We start from the raw sequence: 19,548 nt of genomic DNA, 5'->3' as shown, positions 1-19,548 counted from the left end.
GCACTAAAAGGAATTTCGCATCATGACCAGCCTCATCGTCGTCGTCGCCATCGCCCTGTTCGTCCTGATCACCGTGTTCAAGGGGGTGCGCATCGTGCCCCAGGGCGAGGAATGGGTCGTCGAGCGCCTGGGCCGCTACCAAAGCACCCTAAAGCCCGGCCTGAACATCGTCATCCCGTACATGGACGTGGTCGCCTACCGCCTGCCGACCAAGGACATCATCCTCGATGTGCAGCAGCAGGAAATCATCACCCGGGACAACGCGGTGATCGTCGCCAACGCCCTGTGCTTCGCCAAGGTGGTCGACCCGCAGAAGGCCTCCTATGGCGTGCAGGATTTCTCGTTCGCCGTCACCAGCCTGACCATGACCTCGCTGCGCGCCATCGTCGGCGCCATGGACCTGGACGAAGCGCTGTCCAGCCGCGAGCAGATCAAGGCACGCCTGCGCGAGGCGATGTCCGAGCAGACCGAAGACTGGGGCGTGACCGTACGCTCGGTGGAAATCCAGGACATCAAGCCCTCGGAGAACATGCAACTGGCCATGGAGCGCCAGGCGGCAGCAGAGCGTGAGCGCAAGGCCGACGTGACCCGTGCCGAAGGGGCCAAGCAGGCGGCGATCCTGGAAGCAGAAGCACGCTTGCAGGCTGCCAGGCTGGATGCCGAAGCGCAGATCAGCCTGGCAGAGGCCTCGGCGCGGGCGATTACGCTGGTCAAGGACGCGGTCGGCAACGAGACCGTGCCGGCGATGTACCTGCTGGGCGAGCGCTATGTGGGGGCGATGGAGAACCTGGCGGGCAGCAGCAATGCCAAGGTGGTGGTGCTGCCGGCGGACCTGCAAGAGACCGTGCGTGGGCTGATGGGGCGTGGCAAGGCTTGAGGGTACCTTTGCCTTCATCGCCGGCAAGCCAGCTCCCACAGGGACCGCACAAATTTAAAGGCCTGTGGTAAACCTGTGGGAGCTGGCTTGCCGGCGATTGGGCTGCAAAGCAGCCCCTCGAAGGGCCCGGCCTGCGTCACTTCACCGCACCCCGCCATTTTTACCTATACTCCGCCTTACAATAACCACCACGATTCCTGACCGGATCTCTCCATGCCCCCACGTCGGCACATCGCCTGGATAGCCTGCCTTGCAGTGCTGTTCAACCTGCTGGCCATGCCGCTGTCTTCCGCCGCGCCCAAGGGCCCGGCCGAGCAGCTGCTGTGGGGGGCCTTCTGTTCCAGCATGGCCAACAAGGCCAAGGTCGACGTCCAGGCCCTGGCCAAGATCGACCTCGGCCCGCAAAGCGACGACAGCGCCAGCATGATGAATTGCTGGTGCTGCTCCGGTGCCGCGCCACTGCTGGCCCTGCCCGGCTACCCGCCGCAGCTGCACAACCCGCCGATACTGCTCGCCGGCCTGCTGCCGCCACCCGCCGACTACCACGCCACGCCGCGCCAACTCTGGCCGGCGCTCAACCCCCGTGCCTCTCCGCTGGCCTGAGTTCTTCACGCTGTCTGCCTGAACCTGAACAGAAACGGAGATTCACCATGCTCAAGCACGCCCTCGTCATGGCCGCCCTGCTGCTGCCCGGCGCCTTTGCCAATGCCCACGAATACAGCGTGGGTGACCTGCACATCGCCCACCCCTGGTCACTGCAGCTGCCCCCCAACGCCCCCAACGTCGCGGCGTATTTCGTGGTGCACAACAATGGCCAGGCCGACGACCGCCTGCTCGGTGTCGACAGCCCCATCAGCGATGACGCACAACTGCACGAGCATGCCATGAGCGCCAGCGGTGCCATGAAGATGCAGCAGGTGCCCAGCGTGGTGGTGCCCGCTGGCAAGGACCTGACCTTCGCCCCCAGCGCCTACCATGTGATGCTGATGCAGCCCAAGGACCGCAGCCTGCTCAGCGACGGCAAGCGCTTCCCGCTGACCCTGCACTTCGAAAAGGCCGGCGATATCACCGTTGATGTGGCCGTGCAGAAGCAGGCGCCGACGGACCAGCCGCAAGCCCACGAACACGCGCACTGATCACCCGCTGAAAGGCACTCGCCATGAGCCTGCCGCGCCACAGCATCAGTCGTACCACCCGCCCTGACCGCAGGCGCGCCGGTGGCGGATGGCTGAGCCTGTTCGCCATGTGGATGATCTTCATCGGCCCGCTGATTTCCCAGTCGATGCCGATGGACCACCACGCCGGCATGAGCATGCCGATGGACATGCCGATGGCCACCGCCCATCAGCATGGCGGCGACACCCATCACGGCCAGGCTGGAGATGGCCAGCTGCATGTGATGTGGGAAAAGTGCGGTTACTGCAGCCTGTTGTTCAACTGCCCGGCCCTGCCCCAGGCCCTCAGCCCGCTCAGTGCCGGCAGCGTCGTACCCACCACCCACCTGTTCGCACCCACGCGCCAGGGCCATGCCCGGCAGGCTGTATTCCCCGGCGCGCGCAGCCGCGCCCCTCCTTCCTCGGTCAACGTCTGAACCCACATTTTTTGCGCACGGAGCCAGGAGGCTTCGCGCTGACTCATGACTGATCGACTGGAATCATTATGTCCGGCTGCACCCCTGTTTTTGCCTTGTCCCTGCGTGGGACCATCGCCGCCGTGTGCGGCTCGCTGCTCGCGCCGGTGGCCCTGGCCGCCGACCCAGGCCATGAAGGCCATGCACACGACGCCCCCGAGCTGAGCCCGACGGTGATCACCGCGGTGGCCCCGAGCTCGCCGCTGACCGTGGTCACCAACCCGAAAGACCCGCGCCAGCCGGTACCGGCCAGCGATGGCGCCGACTACCTGAAGACCATCCCCGGCTTCTCGGCCATCCGCGCCGGCGGCACCAACGGCGACCCGGTACTGCGCGGCATGTTCGGCTCGCGCCTGAACATCCTCACCAATGGCGGCCTGATGCTGGGCGCCTGCCCCAACCGCATGGACGCCCCCACGTCGTACATTTCGCCGGAAACCTACGACCGCCTGACCGTCATCAAAGGCCCGCAAAGCGTGATCTGGGGCCCGGGCGGCTCGGCGGGCACCATCCTCTTCGAGCGCGAGCCGGAGAAGTTCGGCACCCTCGGCAGCCGGGTCAATGCCAGCCTGCTGGCCGGCTCCAACGGACGCTTCGACAAGGTGCTGGACACTGCCGTCGGCAACGACCAGGCCTACGCCCGCTTCGTCGGCAACCAGTCGCGCTCGGACGACTACCACGACGGCGGTGACAACACCGTGCCGTCACGCTGGGACAAGTGGAACGGCGATGTCGCCCTCGGCTGGACCCCCGACCAGGACACCCTGCTGGAACTCACCGCCGGCAAGGGCGATGGCGAGGCCCGCTATGCCGGCCGCGGCATGGACGGCTCGCAGTTCAAGCGCGAAAGCCTGGGCCTGCGTTTCGAAAAGTCCAACCTCGGCGAGGTGCTCGACAAGGTCGAGGCGCAGGTCTACTACAACTACGCCGACCACGTGATGGACAACTACAGCCTGCGCACGCCTTCGGGCAGCGGCATGATGGGCATGCCGATGGTCAGCAACGTCGACCGCCGCACCATGGGCGCACGCATCAAGGCCACCTGGCGCTGGGCCGACGTGCAATTGATCGGCGGCATCGACGCGCAGACCAACGAACATCGCAAGCGCGGTGGCATGGGTGTGGACGCGCACAAGGGCCAGGCCTGGACCAAGGACGCCGACTTCCACAACTACGGTGCTTTCGGCGAGCTGACCTGGTACGTCAGCGGCGAGGACCGGTTGATCAGCGGTGCCCGCCTGGACCGCGCCTCGGCCCGCGACTTCCGCGCGACCAGCGCCACCAACGGCAACACCCGCGCCGACACCCTGCCCAGCGGTTTCGTGCGCTACGAGCACGACCTGGCTGCGCTGCCAGCCACCACCTACATCGGCCTCGGCCATGCGCAACGCTTCCCCGACTACTGGGAGCTGTTCTCGGCGGGCGGCCCCACCGGCTCGGTCAATGCCTTCGACAGCATCAAGCCGGAGAAGACCACCCAGCTCGACTTCGGTGTCCAGTACCGCGACGAGCGCATGGAAGCCTGGGCTTCCGGCTACGTGGGGCAGATCCGCGACTACATCCTGTTCGACTACCAGGGGATGAGCTCCCGGGCCCGCAATATCGACGCCCGCATCATGGGCGGCGAACTGGGCGCGGCCTACCAGCTGACGGAAAACTGGAAGGCCGACGCAACGCTGGCCTACGCCTGGGGCAAGAACAGCAGTGACGGCACAGCACTGCCGCAAATGCCGCCTCTGGAAAGCCGCCTGGGCCTGACCTACAGCCGCGATGTGTGGAGCGTCGGCGCACTGTGGCGGCTGGTGGCGGCGCAGAACCGCATCGCCGAGAACCAGGGCAACGTGGTCGGCAAGGACTACGACAAGAGCGCCGGCTTCGGCGTGTTCTCGCTCAATGGCGCCTACAAGGTAAGCAACCACCTCAAGCTCAGCGCGGGGGTCGACAACCTGTTCGACAAGACCTACGCCGAGCACTTGAACCTGGCCGGGAACGCCGGGTTCGGCTACCCGGCAACCGATCCACAGCCGGTCAATGAGCCAGGCAGGACCTTCTGGACCAAGGTCGACTTCAGCTTCTGACAACAACGGGCGCGGCGCAGATCGCGCCCCTTCTGCTGGTCAAACAGGAGGTTCCCATGAGAGGAACACGCATCAACTTCTACAACCTGGCCTGGCGTTGGCACTTCTATGCGGGGCTGTTCGTGGCCCCGTTCATGATCCTGCTGGCAATTACCGGGATCATCTACCTGTTCAAGCCGCAGCTCGACCCGCTGCTGTACCGCGAGCTGATGGTGGTCGAAGCCGGCCACCACCGACAGGGCGCGGACACGATGCTGGCCGAGGTGCGCAAGGCCTACCCCGAGGGCCACGTTGGCCAGTACCTGCCGCCGCTGGACGCCGAACGCAGCGCACAATTCGTGGTACATGACGCCGGACGCGAACTGAACGTGTTCGTCGACCCCTATAGCGGCAAAGTCCTCGGCGAACAGGATGGCAAGCAGAACCTGCAGGCCATCGCCCGCGCCCTGCATGGCGAACTGATGGTCGGCACGGTCGGTGACCGCCTGGTAGAACTGGCCGCGGGCTGGGGCATCGTGCTGGTGGTGTCGGGCCTGTACTTGTGGTGGCCACGCGGGCGCAATGGTGCTGGCGTGCTGTGGCCACGGCTGTCGGCACGCGGCCGACTGTTCTGGCGCGACCTGCACGCGGTAACCGGTTTCTGGGGCTCGGCCTTGTTGCTGCTGATGCTGGTCAGCGGCATGACCTGGACCGGCCTGTGGGGCAAGCAGTACGCCGACTTGTGGAACCGCTTTCCGGCGGCCATGTGGAATGACGTGCCCAAGTCGGACCAGCAGGCGGGTGAACTCAACAGCGCGCACCGCCAGACTGTGCCCTGGGCGATGGAAAACACGCCGATGCCGCAGTCCGGTGCACACGCCGAACATGCCGGGCATCACATGATGTCGAGCGCGCCGGCAGCGCCACAGATAAGCCTGCAGCAGGTCGAAGACATCGCTACCGCGCGCCAGGTCGAACCGGGTTACAGCATCACCGCGCCGACCACGGCCGATGGCGTGTTCACCATCGCCGTATTCGCCGACGACCCGCGCAACGACGCCACCCTGCATGTCGACCAGTACACCGGCAAGGTGCTGGCCGATGTGCGCTGGCAGGACTACAGCCCGGTCGCCCGTGCCACCGAGCTGGGTGTGATGCTGCATGAAGGCAAGATGTTCGGGGCGTTCAACCAGATCATCATCCTGCTGGTGTGCCTGATGATCTTGCTGGGCTCGGTGAGCGGGCTGGTGATGTGGTGGAAGCGCAGGCCGGCCGGCGGGCTGGGTGTGCCGCCGCTGCGCCATGACTTGCCGCGCTGGAAGGCGGCGGTGGGGGTGATGCTGGTGCTGGGGTTGATGTTCCCGCTGGTGGGGGTGTCGATGGTGGTGATGTGGCTGGTGGATAGCCTGGTGGTAAGGCGCGGCCGGGTGCTGGCCAGCGCTTGAGTTCTGGCCTGTACCGGCCTCTTCGCGGGCTTGCCCGCTCCCACAGGGTCACCACAGATTTCGAGGCCTGTGGTGCACCTGTGGGAGCGGGCAAGCCCGCGAAGAGGCCGGCAAAGGCACAACACTGCTCCCCAAAAGTCGAGTCGATCTGTCGCGCCCCGAACTGGAACGCGCGTGTTAGCCTAGCCGGCTACCTCTGACAAGACGACCGACTGTCCAACGGAATGCAGCCTATGACGCAAACCTCACCCACAGCGCCAGATGAACAGCATCTGCAGCGCAACCTGACCAACCGCCACATCCAGCTGATCGCCATCGGTGGCGCGATCGGTACCGGCCTGTTCATGGGCTCGGGCAAGACCATCAGCCTGGCCGGGCCGTCGATCATCTTCGTCTACATGATCATCGGCTTCATGCTGTTCTTCGTCATGCGCGCCATGGGCGAACTGCTGCTGTCGAACCTCAACTACAAGTCCTTCATCGATTTCTCCGCCGACCTGCTCGGCCCCTGGGCGGGCTACTTCACCGGCTGGACCTACTGGTTCTGCTGGGTAGTCACCGGCATCGCCGACGTGGTCGCGATCGCGGCCTATACGCAGTTCTGGTTCCCCGAACTGCCGCAGTGGATACCGGCGCTGACCTGCGTAGGGCTGCTGCTGTCGCTGAACCTGGTGACGGTGAAGATGTTCGGTGAAATGGAATTCTGGTTCGCCCTGATCAAGATCGTCGCCATCATCGGCCTGGTCGTCACCGGCCTGTACATGGTCATCACCGGCTTCACCTCGCCCAGCGGGCGCACCGCGCAACTGGCCAACCTGTGGAATGACGGCGGCATGTTCCCCAATGGCCTGATGGGCTTCTTCGCCGGCTTCCAGATCGCCGTGTTCGCCTTCGTCGGCATCGAGCTGGTAGGCACCACCGCCGCCGAAGCGAAGAACCCGGAACGCACCCTGCCACGGGCGATCAACTCGATCCCGGTACGGATCATCGTGTTCTACGTGCTGGCGCTGATCGCGATCATGGCCGTGACCCCATGGCGCGACGTGGTGCCGGGCAAGAGCCCGTTCGTGGAGCTGTTCGTGCTGGCCGGCCTGCCGGCGGCGGCGAGCATCATCAACTTCGTGGTGCTGACCTCGGCGGCCTCGTCGGCCAACAGCGGCGTGTTCTCCACCAGCCGCATGCTCTACGGCCTGAGCCAGGAGGGTGACGCACCCAAGGCGTTCGAGAAACTGTCGAGCCGCTCGGTACCAGCCAACGGCCTGTACTTCTCCTGCACCTGCCTGCTGCTGGGCGCAGTGCTGATCTACCTGGTGCCGAACGTGGTCGAGGCATTCACTCTGGTCACCACCGTTTCGGCGGTGCTGTTCATGTTCGTCTGGACACTGATCCTGCTGTCGTACCTGAAGTACCGCAAGCACCGCGCGGCACTGCACCAGGCCTCGAAGTACAAGATGCCGGGCGGGCGCTTCATGTGCTACGTGTGCCTGGTGTTCTTTGCCTTCATCCTGGTGTTGCTGAGCCTGGAGGACGATACCCGCGCGGCGTTGCTGGTGACGCCGATCTGGTTCGTGCTGCTGGCGGTGACCTATCAGGGTGTGCGCAGCAAGCGCCATCCGCGCACGGCAGTGCGTAACGGCTGATGACCCTGGGGGCTGCTCTGCAGCCCTTTCGCCGGCAAGCCAGGCTCCCACCTCGACCGCATCGACCTCAAGTCATGCGTTATCAACTGTCTTGTGTTGCCTGTACTGGCCTCATCGCCGGCAAGCCAGCTCCCCCAGGGACAGCGCATGGCTCGAGGCCGATGCGGTCGAGGTGGGAGCTGGCTTGCCAGCGATGGGCCGCACAGCGGCCCCAATCCTGTGCACACAAATCCATCAGGCACCAACCTGGATCCAACCAACGCCCCAACACCTCGCACAACCCCTCTATTGCGCACCTTCCGCCGTTAGGCACACCCCTTGCAACACCCCTCCCCGCTTGCCCAACACATAAAAACTCAGCGGAGAGAGCACATGAAGCGACGCAGTCTGATCAAGGCCTTCACCCTTAGCGCATCGATTGCCGCAATGGGCCTGAGCTGGAGCATCCAGGCCGCCGAAACCATCAAGGTCGGCATCCTGCATTCGCTGTCGGGGACCATGGCCATTTCCGAGACTTCGCTCAAGGACATGGCGCTGATGACCATCGAGCAGATCAACGCCAAGGGCGGCGTGAACGGCAAGCTGCTCGAACCGGTGGTGGTCGACCCGGCCTCCAACTGGCCGCTGTTCGCCGAAAAGAGCCGACAGCTGCTGACCCAGGACAAGGTGGCAGTGGTGTTCGGCTGCTGGACCTCGGTGTCACGCAAGTCGGTGCTGCCGGTGTTCGAAGAGCTTAACGGCCTGCTGTTCTACCCGGTGCAGTACGAGGGTGAAGAGATGTCGCCGAACGTGTTCTACACCGGCGCCGCGCCCAACCAGCAGGCCATCCCGGCCGTGGAGTACCTGATGAGCGAGGACGGCGGCAGCGCCAAGCGCTTCTTCCTGCTGGGCACCGACTACGTCTACCCGCGCACCACCAACAAGATCCTGCGTGCCTTCCTGCACAGCAAGGGCGTGGCCGACAAGGACATCGAAGAGGTGTACACGCCGTTCGGCCACAGCGATTACCAGACCATCGTCGCCAACATCAAGAAGTTCTCCGCCGGCGGCAAGACCGCGGTCATCTCCACGGTCAACGGCGACTCCAACGTGCCGTTCTACAAAGAGCTGGCCAACCAGGGCCTGAAGGCCACCGACGTGCCGGTGGTGGCGTTCTCGGTGGGAGAAGAAGAACTGCGCGGCATCGACACCAAGCCGCTGGTGGGCCATCTGGCGGCGTGGAACTACTTCGAGTCGGTGGATAACCCGGTCAACCAGAAATTCGTCGCCGACTGGAAGGCCTACGCCAAGGCCAAGGGCCTGCCAGGCGCCGACAAGGCGGTGACCAACGACCCGATGGAGGCCACCTACGTGGGCATCCACATGTGGGCGCAGGCGGTGGAGAAAGCCAAGTCCACCGATGTCGACAAGGTGCGCGAAGCACTGGCCGGGCAAAGCTTCGAGGCGCCGTCCGGTTTCACCCTGACCATGGACAAGACCAACCACCACCTGCACAAGCCGGTGATGATCGGCGAGATCCAGGATGACGGGCAGTTCAGCGTGGTTTGGGAAACCGAGCAACCGCTGCGGGCGCAGCCATGGAGCCCGTTCATTCCCGGTAACGACAAGCGCCCTGATTACGCCGTGAAAGGTAACTGAGTGCACTGGGGCTGCTTTGCAGCCCATTCGCGGGCACGCCCGCGAAGAATCCACCGCCGATTTCCAGGATTACCCGCATGCTCAGACTGCTGCTCACCCTGCTCCTGCTGATGCCCTTGGCAACCCAGGCCAGCGAGGGCGAATTCTTCCTCGCTGCCAAGCCCGCCGAGCAAGCCCGCCTGCTCGAAGGCTGGGCCGCGCAACCCGATGCCGCCCGCCTGCCGCTGCTGGACAACCTGCGCCAAGGCCGCATCGCCGCCGACGACACGCGCAAGGTGCGCCTGAACAACCGCCTGCGCGGCCTGATCGATAACGCCCTGGCCAGCCACCAGTTACTCAGCGACAACAGCGACATCCGCCTGGCCGCTGCCCAACAACTACAGAAAAGCGCGCAACCGGCGCAAATGGCCTTCCTCGACCGGCGCTTCGCCAGCGAACCGGATGCCGCCGTGCATGCCGCCCTCGGCCTGGCCCTGGCCAACCTGCAACTGGGCGCCAGCGAACCGGCAGTACGCCTGGCCGCCGTTCGCCTGCTCGGCGAAACCGGTGACCCGCTGGCCCGCACCCGCCTCGAAGCCTTGCTGCAACCCAACGCGGAAACCGACCCGGGCGTGCGCACCGCCGCCGAAACCAGCCTGGCCCAGGTGCAGCGCAAGCTGCTGGTGGGCGAACTGCTCGGCCAGGCCTTCAGCGGCCTGTCGCTGGGCTCGATCCTGCTGCTGGCAGCCCTTGGCCTGGCCATCACCTTCGGCCTGCTCGGGGTGATCAACATGGCCCACGGCGAAATGCTGATGCTCGGCGCCTATAGCACCTACATGGTCCAGGTACTGCTGCAGCGCTACGCCCCCGGCGCCATCGAGTTCTACCCGCTGATCGCGTTGCCGGTGGCGTTCGCCATCAGTGCCGGGGTCGGCATGGCGTTGGAGCGCACGGTAATCCGCCACCTGTATGGCCGCCCACTGGAAACCCTGCTGGCGACCTGGGGCATCAGCCTGATCCTGATCCAGGCCATCCGCCTGCTGTTCGGCGCGCAGAACGTCGAAGTCAGCAACCCGGCCTGGCTGTCGGGGGGCATCCAGTTGCTGCCCAACCTGGTGCTGCCATACAACCGCCTGGTGATCATCGGCTTCGCCTTGGCCGTGGTACTGCTCACCTGGCTGCTGCTCAACCGCACACGGCTGGGCCTGAACGTGCGCGCAGTCACCCAGAACCGCAACATGGCCGCCTGTTGCGGCGTGTCCACCGGGCGCGTAGACATGCTCGCCTTCGGCCTCGGCTCGGGCATCGCCGGGCTAGGCGGCGTGGCCCTGAGCCAGGTCGGCAACGTCGGCCCGGACCTGGGCCAGAGCTACATCATCGACTCGTTCCTGGTGGTGGTGCTCGGCGGCGTCGGCCAGTTGGCCGGCAGCCTGTGGGCAGCCTTTGGCCTTGGCATCGCCAACAAGCTGCTGGAGCCGCAGATCGGCGCCGTGCTCGGCAAGATCCTCATCCTTGCGTTGATCATTCTGTTCATCCAGAAGCGCCCGCAAGGCCTGTTCGCCCTCAAGGGACGGGTAATCGACTGATGAACCAGCCACTGCTTGTCACCGCTACGCAAAAGGCCGGGCCACGCCTGACCCTGGCCATCGGCGCCGTCGTCGTCCTGCTGCTGGTGGCCCTGCCGCTGCTGTCGCTGCTGCCGGCGGACCATGCCCTGCAAGTGTCGGCCTACACCCTTACCCTGGTCGGCAAGATCCTCTGCTACGCCATCGTCGCGCTGGCTCTGGACCTGGTCTGGGGCTACGCCGGGCTGCTGTCGCTGGGCCACGGGCTGTTCTTCGCCCTCGGTGGCTACGCCATGGGCATGTACCTGATGCGCCAGGCCGCCGGTGACGGCCTGCCAGGGTTCATGACCTTCCTGTCGTGGAGCGAGCTGCCCTGGTACTGGGCCGGCACCCAGCATTTCGCCTGGGCCCTGTGCCTGGTGGTGCTGGCGCCCGGGCTGCTGGCGCTGGTGTTCGGCTGGTTCGCCTTCCGCTCGCGGATCAAGGGCGTGTACTTCTCGATCATGACCCAGGCGCTGACCTTCGCCGGCATGTTGCTGTTCTTCCGCAACGAAACCGGCTTTGGCGGCAACAACGGCTTTACCAGCTTCCGCACCATCCTTGGCTTCGACATTGCCGCCCAAGGCACCCGCGCGGTGCTGTTCCTGCTCACCGTCGGCCTGCTGCTGGCCAGCCTGTACCTGTGCTGGCGCCTCACCCGCAGCAAGTTCGGCCGCCTGCTCACCGCCGTGCGCGACGCCGAAAACCGCCTGATGTTCTGTGGCTACGACCCACGCGGTTTCAAGCTGCTGGTGTGGGTGCTAAGCGCCGTACTGTGCGGCCTGGCCGGTGCGCTGTACGTACCGCAGGTGGGCATCATCAACCCCAGCGAGATGTCGCCGACCAACTCCATCGAAGCCGCCGTATGGGTGGCCCTGGGCGGGCGCGGCACCTTGATCGGCCCGCTGCTCGGCGCCGGCCTGGTCAATGGCATGAAAAGCTGGTTCACCGTGGCCTTCCCGGAGTTCTGGCTGTTCTTCCTCGGCGCGTTGTTCATCCTCGTCACCCTGTACCTGCCCAAGGGCGTGGTCGGCCTGTTGAAGAAAAGGAGCCAGCCATGAGAGGCGTGCCCCCGGTCCACCCGGAATTCATGCTCGAACCGGTGTTCGACAACCTCGGCGCCGGCCGCGACGCCATCGGCCTGGGCCACAGCCGCAAGGCCGGCCTCGATACCCGCCATGGCACGGTGCTGAGCCTGGAAGACATCAGCGTCAGCTTCGATGGCTTCAAGGCGCTGAACGCGCTGAACCTGTACATCGGCGTGGGCGAGCTGCGCTGCATCATCGGCCCCAACGGGGCCGGCAAGACCACGATGATGGATGTGATCACCGGCAAGACCCGGCCCGACAACGGTACGGCCTATTTCGGTGACACCCTCGACCTGACCCGCATGAGCGAATACCAGATCGCCCAGGCCGGCATAGGCCGCAAGTTCCAGAAGCCCACGGTGTTCGAGGCGTTGACGGTGTTCGAAAACCTGGAGCTGGCGCTGAAGACCGACAAGTCGGTATGGGCCAGCCTGGCAGCGCGCCTGGGTGGTGAGCAGCGCCAGCGCATCGAGGAGGTGCTGGGCACCTTGCGCCTGCTGCCGCTGGCCCAGCGCCAGGCGGGCTTGCTGTCACATGGGCAGAAGCAGTTCCTGGAGATCGGCATGCTGCTGGTGCAGGAGCCGCAACTGCTGTTGCTGGACGAGCCGGTGGCGGGCATGACCGATGCCGAGACCGAGTTCACCGCCGAGCTGTTCAAGGGGTTGGCAGGCAAGCATTCGCTGATGGTGGTGGAGCATGACATGGGGTTTGTCGGCAGCATTGCCGACCATGTAACCGTGCTGCACCAGGGCAGCGTGCTGGCGGAAGGGTCGCTGGAGCAGGTGCAGGCGGATGAGCGGGTGGTCGAGGTCTACTTGGGCCGGTGACCGGCATTTGAATTTTTGAAGCCTGTACCGGCCTCTTCGCGGGCTTGCCCGCTCCCACAGGAAACCCACAGTTTTCGAGCCCTGTGTAGTACCTGTGGGAGCGGGCAAGCCCGCGAAAGGGCCGGCACAGGCACAGCAACAATTTCAGGAATACACACATGCTCAAGATCGACACCCTGCACCAGTACTACGGCGGCAGCCATATCCTCCGGGGCCTGTCCTTCGAGGCCAAGGTCGGCGAAGTCACCTGCCTGCTGGGCCGCAACGGCGTTGGCAAGACCACCCTGCTGCGCTGCCTGATGGGCCTGGTCCCGGCTCGCGACGGCAACATCGAATGGGAAGGCAAGCCGATCACCAGCCTCAAGCCCCAGCAACGGGTCCACGCCGGCATCGCCTACGTGCCCCAGGGCCGCGAGATCTTCCCGCGTCTCACTGTCGAAGAAAACCTGCTGATGGGTCTTTCGCGCTTCCCCGCCCGTGAAGCTCGGGAGGTACCGCCCTTCATCTACGAACTGTTCCCCGTGCTGGAACAGATGAAACAACGCCGTGGCGGTGACCTGTCCGGCGGCCAGCAGCAACAGCTGGCGATCGGCCGCGCCCTGGCCAGCCGTCCGCGCCTGCTGATCCTCGACGAGCCCACCGAGGGCATCCAGCCTTCGGTGATCAAGGAGATCGGCGCAGTCATCCGCCGCCTCGCCGAGCGTGGCGACATGGCAATCCTGCTGGTGGAGCAGTTCTACGACTTCGCCGAGGAGCTGGCCGACCAGTACCTGGTGATGGCCCGTGGCGAGATCATCCAGCGGGGCCGCGGCGAAAACATGCAGGCCGAAGGTGTGCGCGGGCTGGTAACCATTTAATCTGCAAGCAACTACCCTGCGAGACGCTGTCATGAGTCATGAAATCCGCGACGCCCTGCCTACCGACGTGCCGGGCATCCTCGACATCTACAACGACGCGGTGCGCAACACCACGGCGATCTGGAACGAAAACCCGGTGGACCTGGCCAACCGCCTGGCCTGGTTTGCCGCACGTGCGCAGCAGGGTTACCCGATCCTGGTGGCGGTGGATGAGAGCGGTGTGCTGGGCTATGCGTCGTTCGGCGACTGGCGGCCGTTCGAGGGCTTTCGCCTTACCGTTGAGCATTCGGTGTATATCCGCGGCGACCAGCGTGGCAAGGGGCTGGGGCCGGTGCTGATGGCAGCGCTGGTCGAGCGTGCGCGCGAGTGTGGCAAGCATGTGATGGTGGCGGCCATCGAGAGCGGCAATGCAGCGTCGGTGCGCCTGCACGAGCGGCTGGGCTTCGTGGTGACCGGGCAGATGCCGCAGGTGGGGGTGAAGTTTGGCCGGTGGCTGGACTTGACCTTCATGCAGCTGGTGCTGAACCCGGGGGCAGAACCAAGCTAAGTCTTGTGTGACATTCTTCGCGGGCTTGCCCGCTCCCACAGGGACCGCACATTTTCCGAGGCCTGTGCAGTATCTGTGGGAGCGGGCAAGCCCGCGAAGAGGCCGGGCCTGCAAACCTCACATCTGGGTAAACCTGCCCAACCGCTGCCTCAGCATGTTGTTCTCGCTGCGCAACTGCTGCACTTCCTGCAGCAGCTCCAGCGCCAGCGCCACCCCTTCCCACTCCAGTTCCAGCTCCTGATGCAGCTTCGCCGCACGTTTGGCCAACAACGGCGCCTGATCGTCGAACAACCAGTCCTCCGGCGTTCGGCCGGAAGGTTCGACAATGCCGTGCTCGACGATTTCGATCACGCAGTCAGCCGTGATATCGGCCTCCTGACACAAGGTACGCATGTCCAGTTGAACGATCAGGGTGCTGCTCATGATCACTTACTCCATTGTGTCCTCGGGTTGAACGCAGCCTTCTCGGAAAGCTTGGTCCACAATTCGCGGGCAGACTCGTCGGATGCTGGCGGCATGACCACTTTCAGCTGCGCGTAAAGGTTGCCGCGCTCGCCACTCTTGTTGGCCAGGCCCTTGCCCGGTACGCGCAGGCGCTGGCCGCTCTGGCTGTCGGGGCGGATGGTGAGGTTGATCTTGCCGTCCAGGGTCGGCACGGCCACCTTGGCGCCCAGGGCTGCCTCCCACGGTGCCAGCGGCACGGTGATGATCAGGTCATGACCTTCGACATCGAACAGCGGGTGCGGTGCCATGCGAATGGTCAGGAACAGGTCGCCATTGGCCCCGCCACCACTGCCCGGCGCGCCCTGGCCCTTGAGGCGGATGCGCTCGCCGTCGGTCACCCCTGCCGGGATCTTCACGTTCAGGGTCTTGGTAGTGAAGCCGGTGCGCTGGCCCATGGCATTGGTCTGCGGCACCTGGAAGCTGATCTGCTTGGACTCCTTGCTCAGGGTCTCCTCAAGGAATACCGCCAGTTCTAGCTCCACGTCCTGCCCCCGCCTGCCGGCGCTGCGTTGCTGCTGCCGGGCACCACCGAACGGGTTGCCGCCCCGGCCACCAAAGATCGAGCTGAAAAAGTCGGAAAAATCACCGCCTTCGAAACCACCGCCACCGCCGCGGCTTTCCCAGCCCGGTGGTGCCTGGAACGGCCGGCCATGCTGGCCGCCGTACTTGCGGATTTCGTCGAATTCGGCACGTTTCTGCGCGTCGCCCAGCACTTCGTAGGCCTCGTTGGCCTCCTTGAATTTTTCCTCGGCGTCGCGCTCCTTGCTGACATCGGGGTGATACTTGCGCGCCAGCTTGCGGTACGCGGCCTTGATCGCCTTGTCGTCCGCCGTGGGCTCTACGCCGAGTATCTTGTAATAGTCTTTGAAGTCCATCTATGGATCACCAATGTGAATGTGCGTGTTGCAAAAGAAGATAGGGGTCAAGCATAGCCTTTCAAGACCGCCTTGGGTTTGCTCCATGGCAGACGACCGGTCTTGATTCTGTAGCCAACTGGCATACACTGCGCGGCCGTTTTGCCTCCGGAAGCTCATTCCCCATGTCTGACGTATCCCCGGCCCGCGCCCTGGGCATCGACTTTGGCACCTCCAACTCCACGGTCGGCTGGCACCGCCCAGGCGCCGAGTCGCTGATTGCCCTGGAAGACGGCAAGATCACCTTGCCCTCGGTGGTGTTCTTCAACATCGAGGAGCGTCGCCCGGTATATGGCCGCCTGGCACTGCATGAGTACCTGGAAGGCTACGAAGGCCGCCTGATGCGTTCGCTGAAAAGCCTGCTGGGTTCCAAGCTGATCAAGCACGACACCAGCGTGCTGGGCAGCGCCCTGCCGTTCAAGGACCTGCTGGGCATGTTCATCGGCGAGCTGAAAAAACGCGCAGAGGCCGCTGCCGGGCGTGAGTTCGAGCAGGTGGTGCTGGGCCGCCCGGTGTTCTTCGTCGACGAAGACCCGGCCGCCGACCAGGAGGCCGAGGACACCCTGGCCGAAGTGGCGCGCAAGATCGGCTTCAAGGATGTGTCGTTCCAGTACGAGCCGATTGCCGCGGCCTTCGACTACGAGTCGAGCATCAGCCGCGAAGAGCTGGTGCTGATCGTCGACATTGGCGGTGGTACCTCGGACTTCACCCTGATCCGCCTGTCGCCCGAGCGCCACCTGGTGGCCGAGCGCCAGAGCGACATCCTCGCCACCGGCGGTGTGCACATTGGCGGTACCGACTTCGACAAGCAGCTGAGCCTGCAGGGCGTGATGCCGCTGTTCGGCTACGGCAGCCGCATGAAGAGCGGCGCGCTGATGCCGACCAGCTATCACCTCAACCTCGCCACCTGGCACACCATCAACGCCCTGTACTCGCAGAAGTCGCAGCTGGCGCTGGGCAGCATGCGCTATGACATCGAGGACACGCTGGGCATCGACCGCCTGTTCAAGCTGATCGAAGAGCGTGCCGGGCACTGGTTGGCGATGGAAGTGGAGGCCAGCAAGATCGAGCTGACCGAGCAGCAGAGCCGCCACGTCGACCTCGGCCGCATCGAGCGCGAGCTGGGCGTGGACCTGTCACGGGCGCTGTTCGAGGGGGCTATCGAAGGGTTGCTGGAGCGGGTGCGTGGTAGCGTGAGCGAACTGCTGGCCAAGGCTGGGGTGAGCGAAACACAGGTCGATACGGTGTTCTTCACCGGCGGTTCCAGCGGGATTCCGGCGCTGCGCAACAGCGTGTCGGCGATGCTGCCGAATGCGCGGCATGTGGAAGGCAACATCTTTGGCAGCATTGGTAGCGGGCTGGCCATCGAGGCGCGCAAGCGCTACGGCGTAGCCTGAGCCAGGCTCTTCAGCCTGTGCCGGCCCCTTCGCGGGCTTGCCCGCTCCCACAGGGACCGCACAGTACCCAAGACCTGTGCAGTACCTGTGGGAGCGGGCAAGCCCGCGAAGAGGCCGGTACAGGCTAATGAAGAATCAGACCAGTTCGGCCCGCTTCAGCTCACTCTTCAGGTAGGCATAGTAGATCGGCCCCGCCACCACCCCCGGCAGCCCGAACGCCGCTTCGAACACCAGCATCGCCAGCAGCAGTTCCCACGACTTGGCACTGATCTGCCCGCCCACGATCCGCGCGTTGAGGAAGTACTCAACCTTGTGGATGACGATCAGGTAACCCAGCGCCGCCGCCGCCACCCAGATCGACAGCGACAGGCCGACGATGGTGATCAGGGTATTCGACATCAGGTTGCCGATCACCGGCAGCAGGCCCAGCAGGAAGGTCAGCACGATCAGCGTCTTGGTCAGCGGCAGGTGCACGTCGAACATCGGCAGCACCACGGCCAGGAAGATGCCGGTGAAGGTAGTGTTAAGCAGCGAAATCTTGATCTGCGCGAAGACGATGTTGCGAAACGCCTGCACCAGCAGGCTCAGGCGCTCGAACAGCGCCGCCGCCAGCGGCTTGCGCCGGGAGATGTCGGGGATGCGCTGCAAGGCGACGATGGCGCCAAGGATCATGCCGATCAACAGGGTGACGAACATGTGCGCCATGCCCTTGCCCACCAGCTGCAGGTCGCTCAGGTGGCTCTTGATCCAGTCACCGATGGCCACCTTGAACTCCGCCGCACTGGCCGGCAGGTAGCCTTCGATGAACGGCGGCAGCTGCCCGCGGGCGCGCTCCACCAGGGCCATGAACTTGTCCAGCGAAGCCCCGGGGTTTTCCGCCTCGTGCAGCAAAAAGCTGAAAGCACCGGCAAACAGCAGGGTCAGTGTGCTGACCACCAGCGTGCCGAGCAGCGCTACAGCCAGCCAGCGGGCACGCTGCCCGGCAATCAGCGGCTGCAACCGCGGCGTGAGCATGTTGACCAGCTCGAACACCAGCAGGCCGGCCAGCAGGCTCGGCAGCAATTTCAGGGGCAACGCCAGCAACAGGCCGGCAAACACGATGATCCAGCTGGCCAGGGTGACCTGGCGGGGGGTGAAGGTCATACAGCCTCAACGGCAGACAACGGGAAAGACCCGCAGTCTGCCAGCCTTACGTCTGCAGGCATAGGCGCAGGTCATTTCTTCTTCAGGCAGTCGCTCATGAACGCTTTGCGCTCATCACCCTTCAGGGCCTTGGTGGTGGCGTCGGCGTTGCAGGTTTTCATCTTCTCTTGCTGGGTTTGCGGCACATCCTTCTTCAGGCAGGTGCTCATGAAGGCTTTGCGCTCATCGCCCTTGAGGGCCTTGGCGGTGGCGTCGGCGTTGCAGGTTTTCATTTTTTCCTGCTGCGCGGTATTGGCGGCGAAGCCTTGGGCGCTGAACAACACCGCCAACACCAGTAAGGGGATTTGCAGCACTTTCATGGAGTAGTCTCCTTGGCTCCGCGCCCGATGCACGGGGGTCGAGCTGAGTGTAGCCAAGAATTTCAACGCCCTGCCCGTGCCTGGCGGCGGTATTGCTCGGGCGTGCACTGGGCCTGGCGCTGGAACATGGCGATGAACGCCGAGGCGCTGCTGTAGCCCAGGTCGAAGGCGATGGCCTGGATCGGCTGGCCGGCCTCCAGCGCTTCGATGGCGCGCAAAAAGCGCAGGCGCAGCCGCCATTCACCAAAACTGATGCCCAGCTCGCGCAGGAACTGCCGGGCCAAAGTACGTTCGCTGACATGAATCTGGGCGGCCCATTCGCCCAGCGGGCGGTTGTCGCCCGGCTGGGCACCAAGGGCATCGAGCACCTGGCGCAAGCCCTCGCTGTGGGCAAACGGCAGGTAGCAGGCCTGGGTGGGCGCCAGCAGCAACTGGTCGAGCAGCACTTGCACCAGGCGCTGGTCGCGCTCACCCTCGGCCACCCGCAGGTCGCGCCGGGCAAAGTCGGCGAGGATGGCCTTGAGGATGTCGCTGATCATCAGGCTGCACGGTTGCTGCGGCAGTGCGGCGCACAGGCTGCGGTCCAGGTAGACCGAACGGTAGACGATGGCCTGCGGGTTGTAGCAGCCATGCTCGGTGTCGGGCGGCACCCACACGGCGTATTGCGGCGGCGACAGGAAGTGCTGGCCGGCGACCTCCAGGTGCATCACGCCGTGGGCGGTGTAGTTGAGCTGGCCCCAGGCGTGGCGATGCAGGGCGCTGCGGGTGTCGGCACCGAACTCGTCGTGACGGAAGTACACCGGGGCCGGGAGCCGGGTGAACTGGGGAATGTCGAGGTATTTGCGCGGCATGCTGTCTGCTTTGCGGGGTGGGTTGTCTGGATAGGAGTATAGGCTTGTTGACAGACAGTTGATAATGGCTGCCATCGGGGCCTGCTGCGCAGGCCTTCGCGGGCTTGCCCGCTCCCACAGGATCTGCGCCAGCTTTCAGGCCTGTGATATCCCTGTGGGAGCGGGCAAGCCCGCGAAGGGCTGCAAAGCAG

19 protein-coding genes are annotated in these 19,548 nt (G+C 64.8%); 14 read left to right on the top strand and 5 right to left on the bottom strand.

What is annotated here, in order from left to right; all coding sequences use genetic code 11:
• Positions 1-22 precede the first annotated feature (22 nt).
• The 13 genes from CAG44_RS23990 to CAG44_RS23930 all read left to right on the top strand — a co-directional run bounded on the left by CAG44_RS23990 (position 23) and on the right by CAG44_RS23930 (position 14,189).
• Entirely contained in the window at positions 23-877 is an 855-nt protein-coding gene (locus CAG44_RS23990; RefSeq protein ID WP_075046500.1) for an SPFH domain-containing protein, read from the top strand.
• 213 nt (positions 878-1,090) lie between these two features.
• A complete protein-coding gene (locus CAG44_RS23985; RefSeq protein ID WP_024087799.1) occupies positions 1,091-1,480 on the top strand; it encodes a DUF2946 domain-containing protein in 390 nt (129 codons plus the stop codon).
• A gap of 47 nt (positions 1,481-1,527) precedes the next feature.
• Entirely contained in the window at positions 1,528-2,013 is a 486-nt protein-coding gene (locus CAG44_RS23980; protein WP_003257539.1) for a copper chaperone PCu(A)C, read from the top strand.
• 23 nt (positions 2,014-2,036) lie between these two features.
• Entirely contained in the window at positions 2,037-2,468 is a 432-nt protein-coding gene (locus tag CAG44_RS23975; protein ID WP_085693120.1) for a DUF2946 domain-containing protein, read from the top strand.
• A gap of 68 nt (positions 2,469-2,536) precedes the next feature.
• A complete protein-coding gene (locus CAG44_RS23970; RefSeq protein WP_085693119.1) occupies positions 2,537-4,585 on the top strand; it encodes a TonB-dependent copper receptor in 2,049 nt (682 codons plus the stop codon).
• 56 nt (positions 4,586-4,641) lie between these two features.
• Complete coding sequence (locus tag CAG44_RS23965) at positions 4,642-6,009, top strand: PepSY domain-containing protein (RefSeq protein ID WP_085693118.1); 1,368 nt, start codon at positions 4,642-4,644, stop codon at positions 6,007-6,009.
• 233 nt (positions 6,010-6,242) lie between these two features.
• Positions 6,243-7,649: a D-serine/D-alanine/glycine transporter gene (cycA, locus tag CAG44_RS23960; RefSeq protein WP_025340798.1), complete on the top strand. Its 1,407-nt coding sequence runs from the start codon at positions 6,243-6,245 to the stop codon at positions 7,647-7,649.
• 372 nt (positions 7,650-8,021) lie between these two features.
• Entirely contained in the window at positions 8,022-9,287 is a 1,266-nt protein-coding gene (gene urtA, locus CAG44_RS23955; RefSeq protein WP_013974390.1) for an urea ABC transporter substrate-binding protein, read from the top strand.
• Positions 9,288-9,364: 77 nt separating this feature from the next.
• A complete protein-coding gene (urtB, locus tag CAG44_RS23950) occupies positions 9,365-10,852 on the top strand; it encodes an urea ABC transporter permease subunit UrtB (protein ID WP_085587954.1) in 1,488 nt (495 codons plus the stop codon).
• Positions 10,852-11,931 (top strand): urea ABC transporter permease subunit UrtC, encoded by a 1,080-nt coding sequence (gene urtC, locus CAG44_RS23945; protein WP_025340800.1) that lies wholly within the window; start codon positions 10,852-10,854, stop codon positions 11,929-11,931. Before urtB ends, urtC begins: the two co-directional genes overlap by 1 nt.
• The gene (urtD, locus tag CAG44_RS23940; protein WP_178076921.1) at positions 11,928-12,785 is read left to right on the top strand and encodes an urea ABC transporter ATP-binding protein UrtD; all 858 of its coding nucleotides are present in this window, start codon (positions 11,928-11,930) and stop codon (positions 12,783-12,785) included. The genes urtC and urtD overlap by 4 nt, the downstream gene beginning before the upstream one ends.
• Before the next feature lie 158 nt (positions 12,786-12,943).
• On the top strand, positions 12,944-13,642 hold the full coding sequence (gene urtE / locus CAG44_RS23935; protein ID WP_085587952.1) for an urea ABC transporter ATP-binding subunit UrtE: 699 nt from the start codon (positions 12,944-12,946) through the stop codon (positions 13,640-13,642).
• 31 nt (positions 13,643-13,673) lie between these two features.
• Positions 13,674-14,189, top strand: coding sequence for a GNAT family N-acetyltransferase (locus CAG44_RS23930; protein WP_085587950.1), 516 nt, complete (start codon positions 13,674-13,676; stop codon positions 14,187-14,189).
• A 117-nt stretch (positions 14,190-14,306) separates the two neighbouring features.
• On the opposite strand, the gene CAG44_RS23925 is transcribed toward CAG44_RS23930, so the two are convergent.
• Entirely contained in the window at positions 14,307-14,612 is a 306-nt protein-coding gene (locus tag CAG44_RS23925; protein ID WP_025340803.1) for a chaperone modulator CbpM, read from the bottom strand.
• Positions 14,613-14,614: 2 nt separating this feature from the next.
• Positions 14,615-15,568, bottom strand: coding sequence for a curved DNA-binding protein (gene cbpA / locus CAG44_RS23920; RefSeq protein WP_025340804.1), 954 nt, complete (start codon positions 15,566-15,568; stop codon positions 14,615-14,617).
• Between the two features lie 164 nt (positions 15,569-15,732).
• On the opposite strand from cbpA, the gene CAG44_RS23915 reads away from it, so the two are divergent.
• The gene (locus CAG44_RS23915; RefSeq protein ID WP_085693117.1) at positions 15,733-17,004 is read left to right on the top strand and encodes an Hsp70 family protein; all 1,272 of its coding nucleotides are present in this window, start codon (positions 15,733-15,735) and stop codon (positions 17,002-17,004) included.
• Positions 17,005-17,139: 135 nt separating this feature from the next.
• Here CAG44_RS23915 and CAG44_RS23905 read toward each other — a convergent pair whose 3' ends face one another.
• The 3 genes from CAG44_RS23905 to CAG44_RS23895 form a co-directional block, all read right to left on the bottom strand.
• Positions 17,140-18,147 (bottom strand): AI-2E family transporter, encoded by a 1,008-nt coding sequence (locus CAG44_RS23905; protein WP_025340806.1) that lies wholly within the window; start codon positions 18,145-18,147, stop codon positions 17,140-17,142.
• A 71-nt stretch (positions 18,148-18,218) separates the two neighbouring features.
• Entirely contained in the window at positions 18,219-18,506 is a 288-nt protein-coding gene (locus CAG44_RS23900) for a PsiF family protein (RefSeq protein WP_003258250.1), read from the bottom strand.
• 62 nt (positions 18,507-18,568) lie between these two features.
• Positions 18,569-19,357, bottom strand: a complete 789-nt coding sequence (locus CAG44_RS23895) for a helix-turn-helix transcriptional regulator (RefSeq protein ID WP_085587944.1) — start codon at positions 19,355-19,357, stop codon at positions 18,569-18,571.
• Between the last annotated feature and the right edge of the window lie 191 nt (positions 19,358-19,548).

The organism is Pseudomonas sp. B13(2017) (genome assembly GCF_002113245.1).
Classification (GTDB): domain Bacteria; phylum Pseudomonadota; class Gammaproteobacteria; order Pseudomonadales; family Pseudomonadaceae; genus Aquipseudomonas; species Aquipseudomonas putida_Z.
The sequence above is the reverse complement of the archived record's forward strand: the minus strand, read 5'-3'. Positions and strand labels throughout refer to the sequence as shown.

Coding starts and splice junctions, on each gene's coding strand:
- CAG44_RS23990 (WP_075046500.1), top strand. CDS start 23: ATGACCAGCCTCATCGTCGTCGTCGCCATCGCCCTGTTCGTCCTGATC.
- CAG44_RS23985 (WP_024087799.1), top strand. CDS start 1,091: ATGCCCCCACGTCGGCACATCGCCTGGATAGCCTGCCTTGCAGTGCTG.
- CAG44_RS23980 (WP_003257539.1), top strand. CDS start 1,528: ATGCTCAAGCACGCCCTCGTCATGGCCGCCCTGCTGCTGCCCGGCGCC.
- CAG44_RS23975 (WP_085693120.1), top strand. CDS start 2,037: ATGAGCCTGCCGCGCCACAGCATCAGTCGTACCACCCGCCCTGACCGC.
- CAG44_RS23970 (WP_085693119.1), top strand. CDS start 2,537: ATGTCCGGCTGCACCCCTGTTTTTGCCTTGTCCCTGCGTGGGACCATC.
- CAG44_RS23965 (WP_085693118.1), top strand. CDS start 4,642: ATGAGAGGAACACGCATCAACTTCTACAACCTGGCCTGGCGTTGGCAC.
- cycA (WP_025340798.1), top strand. CDS start 6,243: ATGACGCAAACCTCACCCACAGCGCCAGATGAACAGCATCTGCAGCGC.
- urtA (WP_013974390.1), top strand. CDS start 8,022: ATGAAGCGACGCAGTCTGATCAAGGCCTTCACCCTTAGCGCATCGATT.
- urtB (WP_085587954.1), top strand. CDS start 9,365: ATGCTCAGACTGCTGCTCACCCTGCTCCTGCTGATGCCCTTGGCAACC.
- urtC (WP_025340800.1), top strand. CDS start 10,852: ATGAACCAGCCACTGCTTGTCACCGCTACGCAAAAGGCCGGGCCACGC.
- urtD (WP_178076921.1), top strand. CDS start 11,928: ATGAGAGGCGTGCCCCCGGTCCACCCGGAATTCATGCTCGAACCGGTG.
- urtE (WP_085587952.1), top strand. CDS start 12,944: ATGCTCAAGATCGACACCCTGCACCAGTACTACGGCGGCAGCCATATC.
- CAG44_RS23930 (WP_085587950.1), top strand. CDS start 13,674: ATGAGTCATGAAATCCGCGACGCCCTGCCTACCGACGTGCCGGGCATC.
- CAG44_RS23925 (WP_025340803.1), bottom strand. CDS start 14,612: ATGAGCAGCACCCTGATCGTTCAACTGGACATGCGTACCTTGTGTCAG.
- cbpA (WP_025340804.1), bottom strand. CDS start 15,568: ATGGACTTCAAAGACTATTACAAGATACTCGGCGTAGAGCCCACGGCG.
- CAG44_RS23915 (WP_085693117.1), top strand. CDS start 15,733: ATGTCTGACGTATCCCCGGCCCGCGCCCTGGGCATCGACTTTGGCACC.
- CAG44_RS23905 (WP_025340806.1), bottom strand. CDS start 18,147: ATGACCTTCACCCCCCGCCAGGTCACCCTGGCCAGCTGGATCATCGTG.
- CAG44_RS23900 (WP_003258250.1), bottom strand. CDS start 18,506: ATGAAAGTGCTGCAAATCCCCTTACTGGTGTTGGCGGTGTTGTTCAGC.
- CAG44_RS23895 (WP_085587944.1), bottom strand. CDS start 19,357: ATGCCGCGCAAATACCTCGACATTCCCCAGTTCACCCGGCTCCCGGCC.